This is a genomic window from Rhodococcus sp. F64268, from assembly GCF_023015605.1.
In the GTDB taxonomy this organism is placed as follows: domain Bacteria; phylum Actinomycetota; class Actinomycetes; order Mycobacteriales; family Mycobacteriaceae; genus Rhodococcus.
This window is the reverse complement of record NZ_JALKAI010000002.1, coordinates 192,876-207,115: the sequence shown is the minus strand read 5'-3', so window position 1 is coordinate 207,115 and position 14,240 is coordinate 192,876. Positions and strand designations below refer to the sequence as shown.

Here is a 14,240-nt window from a genome sequence, read left to right as displayed (position 1 = left end):
AACATGAACGACAAGCGCCCAACCGACGACGCACTGCCGCTGGCCGACCGGGATGCCGCACATCTACCCGGCCATTGGCTGCTCGCGCGCCTCGGAAAGCGCGTCCTGCGTCCCGGTGGGAAAGAACTCACGGAACGGATGCTCTCCGACGCGAAGTTGCGCGGCGTCGATGTCGTCGAGTTCGCGCCGGGCCTCGGCCGCACGGCGCAGAACATCCTGGAGTTCGCTCCCAAAAGTTATGTGGGCGTCGAATCCGACGAGAGTGCAGCCGAATTGACCCGCAAGGCCATCAACTCCTCCGGCACGGTCGTCAGCGGTGAGGCGTCGAAGACAGGGCTCGACGATGCGACCGCGGATGTCGTGGTCGGTGAGGCGATGCTCACCATGCAGACCGACAAGCACAAGAGCGAGATCATCGAGGAAGCACTACGCGTGCTGCGACCTGGTGGTCGCTACGCGATCCACGAATTGGCGATCGAGCCCGACGAGGTCGACGACGAGGTCAAGACCGAGATCCGCAAGTCTCTAGCGCGGTCCATCAAGGTCAACGCACGTCCGCTCACCGCGGCCGAATGGACGACGCTTCTCACCGACGCCGGATTCGAGGTCGAGACCGTGGGCTTCGCACCCATGGCACTGCTCGAACCCCAGCGCATCCTCGCCGACGAAGGGCTTGTCGGTACAGTCAAATTCGTGGGCAACGTACTACGGGACTCCGACGCGCGAGCGCGTGTGCTGCAGATGCGGTCCACCTTCACGAAATACAAGAAACACCTCGTCGCGATCGAGATCATCGCGAAGAAGAAGGCGGCATGATGACCGAAACAACCGACTCCGACGGCACGATGACCGTGATCGAAGGACTCACGCATCTCGACGTCAAGGACGGCGACGCCCCACGCCTCGAAAAGCTTGTGTCGCGGCCGGGTGCCACGGTGATCCGAATGAGTTTCGCTGCGGGGCAGATCTTGAAGGACCACCGCGCGCCCGCGCCGATTCTCGTGCAGGCAACCAGTGGAGACGTGTCGTTCAGCACCGCCGACGAGACGGTCTCGCTCGTCCCGGGTACCGCGGTGCATGTCGACGAGGGCATCATGCACAAACTCGTCGCAAACACCGACTCCGTCGTGATGCTGACGATCCTGCGCTGACTCGGCGCATCGCAAGTGGGGGTCAGCGGCGGCCCGGACCGGATTCGACTATGCGGGCCGCGATCACTGAAACAGGTGTGTTCGTCTCCTGTGACAGCTGAACCATCATCTGGAAGGCCTGTTCGGCCCCCACAGCGAACCGCTCCATGAGCATGCCCTTGGCCTGGCCGATCAGGTCGCGGCTGGCAAGCGCGGACTTGAACTGCAGCTCCTTGCGGGAAGAGAGGACCGCGATGGCCGCATGCGCAGCGAGAACCCCGCCGACGTGCATCGACTCGGCATCGAATGCCCCGGATTCGGACGCGAACAGGTTGAGGGCGCCGGACTCAGCACCGTGGGTGAACAGGCGAAACGACAACATACTGAGTATGCCCGCCTCGACCGCGGCTGCAGAGAACTGCGGCCATCGTGGTTCCGATCGCAGATCGGCGGTGTGTGTCATCTCCGCATCCAGTGCGGCATCGACGCACGGGCCCTCCTGGAGTTCTGCCTGAATCTTGTCCACCCGCCTCGTCAGTTCGGAGGTGGCGGCGTGGGTCTCGAACTCGGACGGTCCGGTGACCATGAGAACCCCGGCAGAATCCGCACCCGGAATCAGTGCGATTGCGGTCGTGGTGAGGCGATCGAGCGACGACTCCAGATCGGTAGCGTCTGTCATCGAACGAGCAAGATCAGCCATGATCCCGCTCAATCGTTCGTCCTGATCCGACATCGTCCGGCACCTTTCTTCGCCTACCTGGTCGACGATAGTCCGCTCGCTCCACCGCGGTCGACATCTGGCTCGAACCGCGGCGAAACGGCCTGCTTCGGGTCGTGCGACCGGCATACGAACCGACGCTGCGTGACCGTCAGCTCGTTGTGTAGGCCAACCAACCGCCGAATTCGGTGATGTCGAGTCCATCTGCGGATGCGTCGTGGGTGCAACCGAACCCGACGACCCACCGCCCGTCCGAGAGTTCGACGCTCGTGAGAGTCATCGGTGCCGGCAGGGTCGAGAGGAACCTGCCGAGCCCGGCCTCGGAGACTCGGAACAGCTCACCGGCGATCGCAGCGCCCTCACCGCCACCGTGTCGCACCAGGCCGGGTTTCGGCGGGGCGGTGTTCAGTGCCATCAGCCGGTACGCGTCCGACGTGTGCGCCAGTCCGGAGAAGCGGGCACCGATGGCCTCCAACTGGAAGTGCAACGGCTGACCCCGCAGGTGGGCCCCGAATACGGCCATCTCGACGCCCGCATCGACGAACTGCGGTGCTTCCACACCGGTGAGGCGCGCCGCGATGTCGATCGCCACCTGATCGTCGAACCCCGGCACCACCACCATCACCCCGAACGGATGTCCTTCGGACGTGACGGCGCCGGGCACTGCGACCGCAGCCATGTCCAGCAGGTTGCAGAAGTTGGTGTACGTACCCATCCGGCGGTTGATGACCACAGGCTCACTTTGCACCGCAGCGATCGTCGGATGCTCGGTGGTGGTCGGGAGCAGCAGGCCGTCGAAGCCGTCCAACAACACGCTCGCGTACGCCCGTGTATGGACCAGGGAGTCGAGGTCGGTCACCAGTTCGTGCGCGGCCGGTTTCTGCGCCGATGCGACGATCGCGGCGACCGTGGGGTCCGCACCGACCCGTGCCGTCTCGAGGAACTTGCCCACGGCCGCATACCGTTCGGCGACCAGGGCTCCGTCATAGAGCAAGGTTGCCGCGTCGAGCAGCGGAGAGATGTCCACTTCGGTGACCTCGATGCCCGAGCGGCGAGCGTCGGCGACCGTCGCATCGAACGCGTTGCGGTACTCGGCGCACAGTACGATGAGATCCTCCGGTCGCGGCACGGCGAGCCGGATCTGTGCGGGAGCGGCGAGCCGTACGGCGGTCGGCCATGCGCGACTGCGCGGATCGCGCTCGTCCGGTGCCGCCATCACCGCAGCCGCCTTCGTCGCGAGGTCGAGAGACTCTGCGAGTACGGTGAGGCAGTCGTAGTCGACGCACGCGGGCACCACACCGTGCGTCGGAATCACTCCCAGCGTGGCCTTGATGCCGACGATGCCGTGCAGGGCCGCAGGCACTCGCCCCGAACCCGCGGTGTCGGTGCCGATCCCGATGTCGGCGATGCCCAGGGCCACAGCAGCTGCTGAACCCGAGCTGGACCCACCGGAAATGCGCTCGGGATCCCATGCACATCGCACCGCACCGTACGGGCTGCGGGTGCCCACGAGGCCCGTTGCGAACTGGTCGAGATTGGTCTTTCCGAGAATCACCGCGCCCGCATCGATCAGACGGGTGACACCCGAAGCCGTGGTCGTCGGTATGTACGCGAATTCGGGGCACCCGGCAGTGGTCGGCAGGCCGGCAACATCGACGTTGTCCTTGACCGCGACCACAAAGCCTGCGAGGGGAAGTGACCGACCGGCCGCGACACGTGCGTCGACGGCAGCGGCGTCGGCGAGGATGTCGTCCGCATCGCGCAGCGTGATCCACACCTCGGGACGGTCGACCTCCGCGATGCGGCTGAGAGCGCGTCGCGCGCGCTCGGTCGCGGTTTCGGTGGACGTGGCGAAATCGGTTGTCATGCTTCGGGTCCGATCACGAGAAGGGGGGTGCCCGGCGCGACTCTTGCGCCCGGTGTGACGAGCACCTTCAGGACTGTTCCGGTCCGTCCGGTGGGGACCGGCATTTCGAGTTTCATGGCTTCGAGGATCACGGCGGTGGTGTCGACGTCGACGGACTCTCCTTCGGCGACCTCGACACGCCACACGTTGCCCACGAGTGACGCTTCGACGACGGTGGAGCCGTCAGGCATCCCGGCAAGCGGGTCGGCCGTGGTGGAGACCTCGATGGGTGAGGTCTCGGCGCGGTCGAATTCGCCGGAGTCGTGCCACGCTTTCTTCTCGAGCTCGAAGGCGGCGGACTGCTTCGCATCGAACTCGGCGATGGAGCCGGCGTTGTTCTCCAGGAACCGGAGATGGTCGGCGAGGACGAACGTTCCCTCCGAGATGTCGGCGTCGAACCGCCCGGCCTTCGACGCGGCCCGGTACTCGAGCAACTGCTCCGGAGAGACGGGCTCCCAGACGATACGGTCGAAGAACCGGAACAGCCACGGCTTGCCGTCCTCGAACGGCCCCGACTGCCGGTAGCCGGACCAGATCGGCACGGTACGGCCGACGAGCTGGTAACCGCCGGGAGACTCCATCCCGTAGACGCACAGGTACTTTCCGCCGATGCCCACGGCGTCCGACGGTGTCCACGTCCGAGCCGGGTTGTACTTGGTGGTCACGAGCCGATGCCGCGGATCGAGCGGGACTGCCAGGGGAGCACCGAGATACACGTCTCCGAGACCCAGAACGAGATACTCGGCGTCGAACACGGTGTCGCGGACTTCGTCCACGGAGTCGAGACCGTTGATGCGGCGGATGAACTCGATGTTGGAGGGGAGCCAGGGAGCGTCGTCGCGCACGCCGCTGCGGTACCGCGACAACGCCTCGGAGATCGACGGGTCGTCGAACGAGAGTGGTAGCCGGACCGTGCGGCTGGGTACTACGAGATCGTGGGTCGCCGGCAGCTCGGTTTCGAGATCCTGTAGCACGCCGAGCAATCGGAACTGGGGGAGGACATCGGGGTCGAAGTGGATATGCAGCGACCGCACACCGGGGGTGACGTCGATGATGCCGGGGATCTGCGTCGCGGCCAGTGCTTCGGACAATGCGTGGACGCGCATCCGCAGGCCGAGGTCCAGGGTCATCTCGCCGTATTCGACGAGGATGTTGTCGTCGCCGCCGCGAAGGTACGCGACCTCGGGTCGGTCGAGCATCGAGTCGAAACCGCCGAGGCGTCCGGCGTCGAGTGTGGTGCTCGGCACGATCGGCGGTACGTCGAGCGATCGGTGCGCACCGTGGCGGAGGGCGGCTGCGTCCTCGTCCGTAACCGGCACGAACCGGACGGAGTCGCCGGGGCGGATCTGACCGAGTTTCCACCGATGTCCCGACACCACGGTCAGCGGGCACGCGAAACCACCGAGACTCGGGCCGTCGGGACCGAGCAGGATCGGCGTATCACCCGAGACATTGAGTGACCCGACACTGTACGGATTGTCGTGCAGATTCGACGGGTGGAGTCCGGCGTCGCCTCCGTCGGTGCGTGACCACGTCGGTTTGGGGCCGTCCAGGCGGATTCCCGTCCGGTTGGCGTGGGTCTGGACGGTCCATGTCGTGTCGTAGAACTGCGCCATGTCCTCTCGGGTGAAGTACGCGGGCGCGGGCTGGGGGCCTTCGGTGACCGCGAGATGCCAGGTGTGACCGAATTCGGGTCGTCGATCGTCGGGCACGGGCGCTGGATCGGTGACGACGGTGGTGTCCGCGAGTCCGAGGACATCGCCGGTGGCGACCTCCGCGCTGGTCGGTCCACCGAAACCACCGAGTGTGAAGGTGGAGGCGCTGCCGTGGAAGAGCGGCACGTCGAGACCGCCGCGCACCGCCACATAGGTGCGCAGGCCCGCATCGACCGGAGTTCCGACGTCGAGCACAGCACCAGCGGAGACCTCGATCGGTTCCCACATGGGTATCCGCGCACCGTCGAGCGTGACGTCGGCCGGTGCTCCGGTAACACACACGATGGTGTTGTCCGAGAAGGTCAGTCGCGGTCCCTGGAGCGTGCATTCGAATCCCGGGGCACCTTCGGCATTGCCCACCGCGATGTTCGCAGCGCGAAACGACAGGTCGTCCATCGGCCCGGACGGGGGAATCCCGACCTTCCACAACCCCGTTCGTCCCGGAAAGTCCTGAACGGTGGTCATGGTGCCTGCGCGCAGCACATCGATCCGGCGTCCGATGCCGGAGACACCGGCGAGTGTTGCCGTGGTGTGCTCGGCGCGCAGGAGCGATTCGTCGGAGCAGATCTGCTGCAGCAGAGAAAGGTTCGTCTGCACGCCGTACACGCTGGTGTCGTCGAGGGCTTCGGCCAGTCCGGCGAACGCGGTGCGGCGCGATTCGCCGCGTACGATCACCTTCGCGATCATCGGATCGTAGTACGAGCTGACCTCGGTGCCGGTATCGACCCAGGTCTCGACGCGGGTGTGCGCGGGGAACTCGACGTGCGTGAGCAAGCCGGAACTGGGCCGGTAGTCCCGTCCTGGGTCTTCTGCATACACGCGGGCCTCCACGGCGTGTCCCGTGATCTCGGGCCCCGAATCCGGAATCGCGTCGAGCAACGTCGTCTCGCCACCGGCGAGCCGTAGCATCCACTCGACGAGATCCACGCCGGTCACCTCTTCGGTGACCGGATGTTCCACCTGTAGACGGGTGTTCATCTCGAGGAACGACACCTCGTCGCGCGCGGTGTCGTACACGAACTCGACCGTGCCCGCGGAACGATACTGCACCGATGACGCAAGCGCCCGCGACGATGTGAGCATCTGCTCGACGAGTTCGTCGGGCAGATTCGGTGCGGGTGCTTCTTCGACCACCTTCTGGTTGCGTCGCTGCAGTGAGCAGTCGCGCGTGCCGAGACTGACCGTGCGGCCCAGGCCATCGCCGAAGACCTGCACCTCGACGTGGCGGGCGTGCACGATGAACCGCTCGAGGAAGACTCCCGAGGACGAGAAGTTCGCCGACGCCAGTCGCAGCACACGGTCGTATGCCTCGCGTAGGTCGTCGGGGTGGTGACAGGCCTGCATTCCGATACCGCCGCCGCCCCCGACGGCCTTGAGCATCACCGGATACCCGATATCGTCGGCCGCGGCGAGCGCGTCCTCGAGGGAGGTGAGGAGTCCGCTTCCGGCGACCAGGGGAACTCCCACCGCGCGTGCGGCTTCGCGCGCTGTGTGTTTGTCGCCGAACACGCTCAGCTGGTGGGCAGTCGGGCCGACGAAGACGATGCCTGCGGCTTCGCATGCAGCGGCGAACTCGGCGTTTTCGGAGAGGAAGCCGTAGCCGGGATGGATCGCGCCGGCACCGGAGGTGAGTGCCGCCTCGATCACGCGGTCGGCACGCAGGTAGGATTCCGCGGCAGGCGCGGGACCGAGACGTACTGCCATATCGGCCGATTCGACGTGTGCGGCGGATGCGTCGGCATCCGAGTAGACCGCCACCGTCTTCAGCCCGATCAGGTGCGCGGTGCGCATGATGCGGCACGCGATTTCACCGCGATTCGCGACCAGAAGGGTATCGAATCCGAATGCCACGGCGTGCTCCTTCGAAGTTGGCGGGCGAACAGGATTCACATCGAGAAATGCAGAAGTGGTTGTGCCACCTCTGTATCCGCCGCTGTGGACACTGCTGTATACGCTATGAGCCCGGTGTTTCGTCCCGGTTTCCTGCGGTAAAGCGTCGGTTAGGAAGAGCTGTCACCGCTGATGCCGGGTGGAGCGCACGATGCAGGAAGAGCCCGCACGTCAGGAGAAAGAAGCGTTACTCGCCGCCGAAATCGCGATCGAGTCGAAGCACACCGATGGTGGTGGCGAGACCGTCGTACTGGGTGACAAGGAGGCAGAATTCGATCATGCGCCGGTCGTCGAAGAACTCCGCGAGCGCCGACCACGTCTCATCGGTGAGGTTTCGAGTGCCGACCAATTCGTCCACGGCCGTCAGGACGGCACGCTGCCGTCGGCTCAGGCTCTCTGCGGACGGCCCGGTGACGATCCGTTCGCGCAACTCGTCGGTGATTCCGGCTCGCGCGCCGAGACGCGTGTGATGGTCGAATTCGTAGTCGCAGGCGCGCAAGTGGGCCACACGCAAGATGACCATCTCCGCTTCGAAGCGCGTCAGCTTGCCGAACGGCATCAGCATGCCCGAATAGTGCAGCCAGCCGCGGAACAGCCGGCCCGATCGGCCCAGAGTGCTGAACAGATGAGCGTCGGGCGTGCCGGCGGCGCGGGACAGTGCTTTCCACGCAACCCAGTTGATCGGGCCGAGTTCCTTGAGCCGTCCGGGCTGGATTCGTGGCGTCACGGTCGTAGTGTGCACGAACGTCGCGCATCAGTCACGTGCGACACGTGCTCGTCAGTCCCGCAGTGCTTGCGCGAAGCGTGCCATCGCGCGTGCCTCCTCGGCCCGTCGGATCACGACGGTCCGGGAGGTATCGATGTGTCCGAGCAGGACCCGGTGAGCGTCGTCCATTTTCCCGTCGAGAAGCAGTTCGGCCACTTCGATGTGTTCATCGATGGTCGCGGTCATGCGGTCCGGAGTCAGGTAATCGAACATTCGCACCGGCCGGACCTTGCCGTTCACCGTAGCGAGGGCGTCACACAACGCGCGGTTTCCGGATGACGCGAGCACTGCCAGGTGATACCGCTCGTCGAGGGTCACAAAACCGGCATCGGGCGCGGGCGGGTCGGCACGCAGCGTGTACCAGAGGTCCAGTTCCGGGCCGAGGACGGCCGGGTCGTGGCGGATCGTCGGATTGTCGAGTGCCCGGCGAATTCCGTGAAGCTCGAGGGTGATGCGCAATTCGTACAGGTCGGCGAGGTCGTCGAAGCGCGGGCGGTACGGAAACAAGCCACCGGTGCGGCGTTCGACGAGTCCGTCGGAGACCAACCTGGCCAACGCCTCCCGTACCGGTGTCCGCGATACCTCGTAGCGATCCGCGAGTTTCTCCTCGCCGAGTCGTTCGTCCGCCGCCAAGGTGCCGGACATCAGGTCGTCACGCAACGCTCGATATACCCGATCCCGGTGAGTTGCGGTCGTCATCAGATCGCCATCGCTTCACGCACAGTGCGTGCGGCCTCGGTGCCACCGGCGCCGGTGGAGGTGACGCGGCCGGACTCGACGACGTAGTAGCGCAGTGCGTTGTCGAGCGCGAATCCGATGTGCTGTTCGACGAGTAACACGCCGAGGTCGCCCGAGCGGCTCAGTTCGACGATGGTGTTCTCGATCTCCGCGACGACGGACGGCTGGATGCCCTCGGTGGGTTCATCGAGAATGAGCATGCGCGGCTCGGTGATGAGAGCTCGGGCGATGGCGAGTTGTTGTCGCTGGCCACCGGACAACAGACCTGCGCGCCGGTCGAGAAGCGGGACGAGAGCGGGGAAGAGATCGAGCATATTCGCGATCAGGTTCCTGCCGTTCCTGCGTCCGTCGGCGACGACCTGCAGGTTCTCGGAACAGGTGAGTTGACCGAACGACTGCTGACCCTGCGGCACGTACGCGAGTCCGCGTGCGACACGAGCGGCGGGACGCAGTCCGGTGATGTCCTCGCCGTCGAACAGGATCTTTCCTCGTGTGACGGGCAGCAACCCGACCGCGGCACGCAACAGTGTGGTCTTGCCTGCGCCGTTGTGTCCCATCACGGCGACGACGCCGTCCTGAGGCACGTCGAGGGAGACACCGTGGATGATCTCGGTGCGCCCGTATGCGACACGTACGTCGACGAGTTCGAGCATCTCACGCCTCCTGTACTGCAGGGGTGGTCCCGAGGTAGACCTCCTGGACCTGCGGGTTGTTCTGTACTTCCTCGACGGTGCCGTCGGCGATGACCTTGCCGCGGGCGAGCACCGTCACCGATGTCGCGAACGCGCGCATGAAGTCCATGTCGTGTTCGACGACGACCACGGTGCGCTGCGCGCCGATTCGGCGGAGCAAGTGCCCGGTCTCTTCGCGTTCCTCGCTGCTCATGCCTGCGACGGGCTCGTCGAGGAGCATGACGTCGGCGTTCTGCACGAGCAGCATCCCGATCTCGAGCCACTGCTTCTGGCCGTGGGCGAGGATCCCTGCGGGTGTGTCGCGGTGTGCGGTGAGGCCGATCGTCTCGAGGGCATGTTCGATCTCGGGCAGGACCTCCTTGCGTCGGCGGAGCAGTTGCCACGGTGAGCGGCCGGCTCCGGCGGCGATGTCGAGATTCTGCAGGACCGACAGTTCCTCGAACACCGACGCGGTCTGGAAGGTGCGGCCCACGCCGAGGCGCGCGATCTTGTGAGTCTTTCGGCCGAGCAGTTCGACGCCGGATCTGGTGACGGACCCGGTTGCGGGGACGAGCCCGGTGACAGCGTCGACAAGTGTCGTCTTACCTGCGCCGTTGGGGCCGATGAGGAACCGCAGGTCGCCCTGGAACAGGGTGAGATCGACGCCGTCGACAGCGGTGAAGCCATCGAATGTGACTCGTAGGTCGGAGATTTCGAGATACTCGGCGGACATACCTGCGTTGCCGCCGTATTCGGGTGCGCTCATCGGGCCGGCTCCAATTCGGGTTCGGACGAGGACGTCGTCGGGTCCTCGGTGGAATTCGCCTTCGTGCGACGTCGGCGAAGCTTGGCGAGCCCGGCGATTCCGGCGGGGAAGAAGCCGATGACGACGATGAACAACAGGGCCTGCGCGTACGTCCATGCCGACGGGAAACTCTCGGACAGGGCGGTCTGGGCCCATGCGACACCGATCGCACCGAGAACGGGGCCGAGCAGGGTGGTGCGACCGCCGATGGCGACACCGATGAGGAACGCGATCGAGGGGACGATCCCGATGTCGGCGGGGGAGATGATGCCGACGATGGGCACGAACATCGCGCCTGCGATGCCGGCGAAGAACGCAGCGACCGTGTAGGCCACCACCTTGATGTTGGCGGGGTCGTACCCGAGGAACCGGACGCGTTCCTCCTGGTCGCGGACTGCGACAAGCAGTTCGCCGTAGCGGGACTGCATGAGTTGGCGGGTCGCGGCGACGACGAGAAGCAGGATCGCGGCGACGATGAAGAACAGCATCCGTTTGTTGGCGGGATCGGCCAGGTCGAACCCGAAGAAGCTCCGGAATCGGTTGAGACCGTTGGAACCTCCGGTGGACTGCTGCCCGATGAGCAGGATGGCGAAGGCTGCGGCGAGGGCCTGTGACAGGATCGCGAAGTAGGCGCCCTTGACGCGACGTTTGAAGACGCCGAGGCCAAGCACAAGTGCGACGAGGGCCGGCAGCAACGCGATCGCGAGGATGGTCACCAGGGGCGAGGAGAACGGAACCCAGTATGCGGGTAGTTCGCGGATGCCTGCGATCTGCATGAAATCGGGGACGGTGTCGCCGCGGAGTTCGGCGTCGGCCACCTTCAGATGCATCGCCATGATGTAGGCGCCGAGGCCGAAGAACACGCCCTGGCCGAGGGTGAGCATGCCGCCGCGGCCCCACGCGAGTCCGATGCCCACCGCGACGATCGCGAAGCACAGGAACTTGCCGAGTAGTCCCAGGCGGAAGTCGGACAGTACTGCGGGCGCCACGGCGAAGAGGATCACTGCGGCGAGGGTGAATCCCGCGGCTGTGCGCAACGGGCCGGGTCGGGTGAGGTCGCGGGGGTGGAAGGTCATCGACATCAGACCAAACTCCTTGTCTTGACCGCGAACAGGCCCTGCGGACGGACCTGGAGGAAGATCACGATGAGCACGAACACGATCACCTTCGCGATCGAGGCGGTGGTCGAGTATTCGATGAACGAGTTGAGCAGGCCCAGGGCGATCGCGGCGATGACGGCACCTTCGATGCGGCCGAGACCGCCGATGACAACGACGAGGAAAGCGTCGATGAGATAGGCAGACCCGATCGTCGGGCTCGTCGATCCGATGAGCGTCAGTGCGACTCCGGCGAGGCCTGCAAGTCCGGAGCCGATGAAGAAGGTGGTCAGGTCGGTGCGGCGCGACGAGATTCCGACGGTCTCCGCGAGGTCGCGGTTCTGCACGACCGCGCGAATCCTTCGTCCCATCGGGGTGTACTTCATCGCGGTGATCAAGGCGACCACACACACTGTGGCGAGAACGAGGATGAACAGGCGAGTCTTGGGAACAACCGCACCGAGGATCTCGACACCACCGGAAAGCCAGTTCGGTGCAGCGACGTTGACGGCCGGAGCGCCGAAGATATCGCGGGCGAGTTGCTGGAGGAGCAGACCGACGCCGAAGGTGACGAGCAGCGTGTCCAGAGGCCGGTGATACATCCGCCTGATGAGGGTGACTTCGAGGAGGACGCCGAGTGCACCGCCGACGAGGAAACCGACGAGGAGAGACACGAACAGAGAGACGCCGGCGGACGAGATCACCTGTTGCACCACGAACGCGGTGTAGCTACCGGCCATGATGAATTCGCCGTGGGCCATGTTGATGACACCCATCTGACCGAAGGTCAGCGACAGCCCCAGTGCTGCCAGCAACAGGATCGAACCGATACTCAATCCTGTGAACAACTGTCCTGCAACAATATCCATATCGGTACTCCTCGTCGACGGTGGTGCCGGTCAGTTCCCGGAAAGGGATGCGGCCCAGTCGTAGGTCTCGAGGTACGGGTCGGGGTCGACCGGTCCGTCGGATTCCCAGATCGTGTAGATCAAGCCGTCGCCGCGGATCTCACCGATACGGGCGGTCTTGGTGATGTGGTGGTTGTCGCCGTCGATCGTCACGGTGCCTTCGGGTGCCTCGTAGCTCACCCCGTCGGCCGCTTCCTGGATCGCTGCGACATCGAACGATCCGGCCTTCTCGACGGTGTTCTTCCACAGGAACACCGAGGTGTAGGCGGCTTCCATGGGGTCGGACGTCGGTTTCGCCTCACCGTATTTCGCCTTGTACGCCTCGACGAACGAGGTGTTCTCGGGCGTGTCGACGGTCTGGTAGTAGTTCCACGCGGTGAGCTGGCCTTCGATGTTCTGCGCCCCGATACCCACGACCTCTTCCTCGGCGATCGAGACCGACACGACGGGCATGTCGGCAGCCTTCAGGCCGGCGTTCGTGTACTCGCGGAAGAACGCGACGTTGGAATCGCCGTTGAGAGTGTTGAACACCGCGTCGGCGTCGGCGGTGCGGACCTTGTTGACGATGGTGGAGAAGTCGGTCGAGCCGAGAGGGGTGTAGTCCTCGCCCTTGATCTCGATGCCGTTCGCATCGGCGTAGGCGCGGATGATCCGGTTGGCCGTCTGCGGGAAGACGTAGTCGCTACCCACCAGATACAGGGACTTCACGCCCTGCTCCTTCAAGTAGTCGAGTGCAGGGACGATCTGCTGGTTGGTTGTCGCCCCGGTGTAGAAGATGTTCGACGACGACTCGAGCCCCTCGTACTGGACGGGGTAGTACAGCAACGAGTTCCGGTCTTCGAACACCGGCAGCATCGCTTTGCGGCTCGACGACGTCCAGCCGCCGAACACTGCCGCGACGCAGTCGGAGCTGATGAGCTTCTCCGCTTTCTCGGCGAACACGGTGGGCTCGGACGCGCCGTCTTCGGCAACGATCTGGATCTGCTTGCCGAGCACACCGCCGTCGGCGTTGATCTGCTCTACTGCCAGCGCAATCGAGTCGCGCACGGTGACCTCGGAGATCGCCATGGTTCCGGACAGTGAGTTCAAGGAACCGACCTTGATGCTGGCACCGGAGGTGTCGACGCACGATGGCCCGTCGGAGGCGGATGCACCCGCTGTGGAGGTGTCCGCCGCCTTGCTTCCGCACGCGGTGAGGACGAGGCCGACGGCGACCAGGGCGGCGGCGCTCATGGCGGACTTGGATCGGGCAACTGTCATGGGGGTGTCCTTCGTGGAAGGGGACCGGGGCGGCGTATACAGCGCTGTATCCGTGGGTCCATACCCTAGGTGGGTGTTGTTGCGCCGGAGTGTCTTCCAGTGACCGTTCCGTGAAGTTGATGACACCGGTGTTACGACGTGCTCACATTGCCCCCGCGCGCTGACCGGCTTCCCGAGATTGCAATGTGCCTACTGTGGGAGGCCGACCTGCGCGCGGGAGGGGGCTACGCGGGGTCGAGGACGGACCCCATGACCCGCTCGACCGCGATTTCGATGACGATGCGTCGGGGGTTGGGGCGGGGCTCGCGGTAGCGGGCTGCGTACAGCCGCTCGCCCTCGGCGACGGAGTCGCTGTCGCGGGCGACGCGTGCCCGACCTTCCATCGTCAGCCACCGCCCGCCGTGGACGTGGCTGACGGACGCGTATCCACCTCGTTCGACGTTGAGCGCCTTCTGCGATCCTTCGAAGGTGATGACCCGGGCGAGGCCGGTCGCGGGATCCCATGTGAATCCGACGGCGACGACGTGGGGCGTCCCGTCCTTGCGCAACGTCGTGAGGGTCGCGAGGTGGTATTCGGACAGGAAATCGAGGGCTTTGTCGCCCAGCGCGTCGGGGGTGCGTGACATGTGGGTAGAG

General features: G+C 65.2%; 13 protein-coding genes. 2 read left to right on the top strand and 11 right to left on the bottom strand.

Annotated features, from left to right (window positions below; genetic code table 11):
- Positions 1-3: 3 nt before the first annotated feature.
- Both MWU77_RS05460 and MWU77_RS05455 read left to right on the top strand, forming a co-directional pair.
- Positions 4-816, top strand: coding sequence for a class I SAM-dependent methyltransferase (locus tag MWU77_RS05460; protein WP_247273130.1), 813 nt, complete (start codon positions 4-6; stop codon positions 814-816).
- Positions 813-1,151 carry a cupin domain-containing protein gene (locus MWU77_RS05455; protein WP_247273129.1) on the top strand — a complete coding sequence of 113 codons (339 nt, stop codon included), beginning with the start codon at positions 813-815 and terminating at the stop codon, positions 1,149-1,151. Before MWU77_RS05460 ends, MWU77_RS05455 begins: the two co-directional genes overlap by 4 nt.
- Before the next feature lie 22 nt (positions 1,152-1,173).
- Here MWU77_RS05455 and MWU77_RS05450 read toward each other — a convergent pair whose 3' ends face one another.
- The 11 genes from MWU77_RS05450 to MWU77_RS05400 form a co-directional block, all read right to left on the bottom strand.
- Positions 1,174-1,863: a GAF and ANTAR domain-containing protein gene (locus MWU77_RS05450; protein WP_169686916.1), complete on the bottom strand. Its 690-nt coding sequence runs from the start codon at positions 1,861-1,863 to the stop codon at positions 1,174-1,176.
- A gap of 136 nt (positions 1,864-1,999) precedes the next feature.
- Positions 2,000-3,715, bottom strand: a complete 1,716-nt coding sequence (gene atzF / locus MWU77_RS05445; RefSeq protein WP_247273128.1) for an allophanate hydrolase — start codon at positions 3,713-3,715, stop codon at positions 2,000-2,002.
- Positions 3,712-7,260, bottom strand: a complete 3,549-nt coding sequence (uca, locus tag MWU77_RS05440; protein WP_247273429.1) for an urea carboxylase — start codon at positions 7,258-7,260, stop codon at positions 3,712-3,714. The genes atzF and uca overlap by 4 nt, the downstream gene beginning before the upstream one ends.
- 286 nt (positions 7,261-7,546) lie before the next feature.
- On the bottom strand, positions 7,547-8,086 hold the full coding sequence (locus tag MWU77_RS05435; RefSeq protein WP_169686913.1) for a carboxymuconolactone decarboxylase family protein: 540 nt from the start codon (positions 8,084-8,086) through the stop codon (positions 7,547-7,549).
- Positions 8,087-8,137: 51 nt separating this feature from the next.
- Positions 8,138-8,824 carry a GntR family transcriptional regulator gene (locus MWU77_RS05430; protein ID WP_169686912.1) on the bottom strand — a complete coding sequence of 229 codons (687 nt, stop codon included), beginning with the start codon at positions 8,822-8,824 and terminating at the stop codon, positions 8,138-8,140.
- Positions 8,824-9,516, bottom strand: coding sequence for an urea ABC transporter ATP-binding subunit UrtE (urtE, locus tag MWU77_RS05425; RefSeq protein ID WP_169686911.1), 693 nt, complete (start codon positions 9,514-9,516; stop codon positions 8,824-8,826). Before urtE ends, MWU77_RS05430 begins: the two co-directional genes overlap by 1 nt.
- Before the next feature lies 1 nt (position 9,517).
- On the bottom strand, positions 9,518-10,300 hold the full coding sequence (gene urtD / locus MWU77_RS05420) for an urea ABC transporter ATP-binding protein UrtD (protein WP_169686910.1): 783 nt from the start codon (positions 10,298-10,300) through the stop codon (positions 9,518-9,520).
- The gene (gene urtC, locus MWU77_RS05415) at positions 10,297-11,421 is read right to left on the bottom strand and encodes an urea ABC transporter permease subunit UrtC (protein ID WP_169686909.1); all 1,125 of its coding nucleotides are present in this window, start codon (positions 11,419-11,421) and stop codon (positions 10,297-10,299) included. Before urtC ends, urtD begins: the two co-directional genes overlap by 4 nt.
- Positions 11,421-12,305, bottom strand: a complete 885-nt coding sequence (gene urtB, locus MWU77_RS05410) for an urea ABC transporter permease subunit UrtB (protein WP_169686908.1) — start codon at positions 12,303-12,305, stop codon at positions 11,421-11,423. Before urtB ends, urtC begins: the two co-directional genes overlap by 1 nt.
- A gap of 30 nt (positions 12,306-12,335) precedes the next feature.
- Complete coding sequence (gene urtA, locus MWU77_RS05405) at positions 12,336-13,604, bottom strand: urea ABC transporter substrate-binding protein (RefSeq protein WP_169686907.1); 1,269 nt, start codon at positions 13,602-13,604, stop codon at positions 12,336-12,338.
- 224 nt (positions 13,605-13,828) lie between these two features.
- Positions 13,829-14,230: a pyridoxamine 5'-phosphate oxidase family protein gene (locus tag MWU77_RS05400; RefSeq protein ID WP_247273127.1), complete on the bottom strand. Its 402-nt coding sequence runs from the start codon at positions 14,228-14,230 to the stop codon at positions 13,829-13,831.
- Between the last annotated feature and the right edge of the window lie 10 nt (positions 14,231-14,240).

Bases quoted from the DNA above. Each gene is read 5' to 3' on its own strand.
- uca (WP_247273429.1), bottom strand. From the start codon at position 7,260: ATGCGCACCGCGCACCTGATCGGGCTGAAGACGGTGGCGGTCTACTCG.
- urtA (WP_169686907.1), bottom strand. From the start codon at position 13,604: ATGACAGTTGCCCGATCCAAGTCCGCCATGAGCGCCGCCGCCCTGGTC.
- atzF (WP_247273128.1), bottom strand. From the start codon at position 3,715: ATGACAACCGATTTCGCCACGTCCACCGAAACCGCGACCGAGCGCGCG.
- MWU77_RS05400 (WP_247273127.1), bottom strand. From the start codon at position 14,230: ATGTCACGCACCCCCGACGCGCTGGGCGACAAAGCCCTCGATTTCCTG.
- MWU77_RS05460 (WP_247273130.1), top strand. From the start codon at position 4: ATGAACGACAAGCGCCCAACCGACGACGCACTGCCGCTGGCCGACCGG.
- urtD (WP_169686910.1), bottom strand. From the start codon at position 10,300: ATGAGCGCACCCGAATACGGCGGCAACGCAGGTATGTCCGCCGAGTAT.
- urtC (WP_169686909.1), bottom strand. From the start codon at position 11,421: ATGTCGATGACCTTCCACCCCCGCGACCTCACCCGACCCGGCCCGTTG.
- MWU77_RS05450 (WP_169686916.1), bottom strand. From the start codon at position 1,863: ATGTCGGATCAGGACGAACGATTGAGCGGGATCATGGCTGATCTTGCT.
- MWU77_RS05430 (WP_169686912.1), bottom strand. From the start codon at position 8,824: ATGACGACCGCAACTCACCGGGATCGGGTATATCGAGCGTTGCGTGAC.
- urtB (WP_169686908.1), bottom strand. From the start codon at position 12,305: ATGGATATTGTTGCAGGACAGTTGTTCACAGGATTGAGTATCGGTTCG.
- urtE (WP_169686911.1), bottom strand. From the start codon at position 9,516: ATGCTCGAACTCGTCGACGTACGTGTCGCATACGGGCGCACCGAGATC.
- MWU77_RS05455 (WP_247273129.1), top strand. From the start codon at position 813: ATGATGACCGAAACAACCGACTCCGACGGCACGATGACCGTGATCGAA.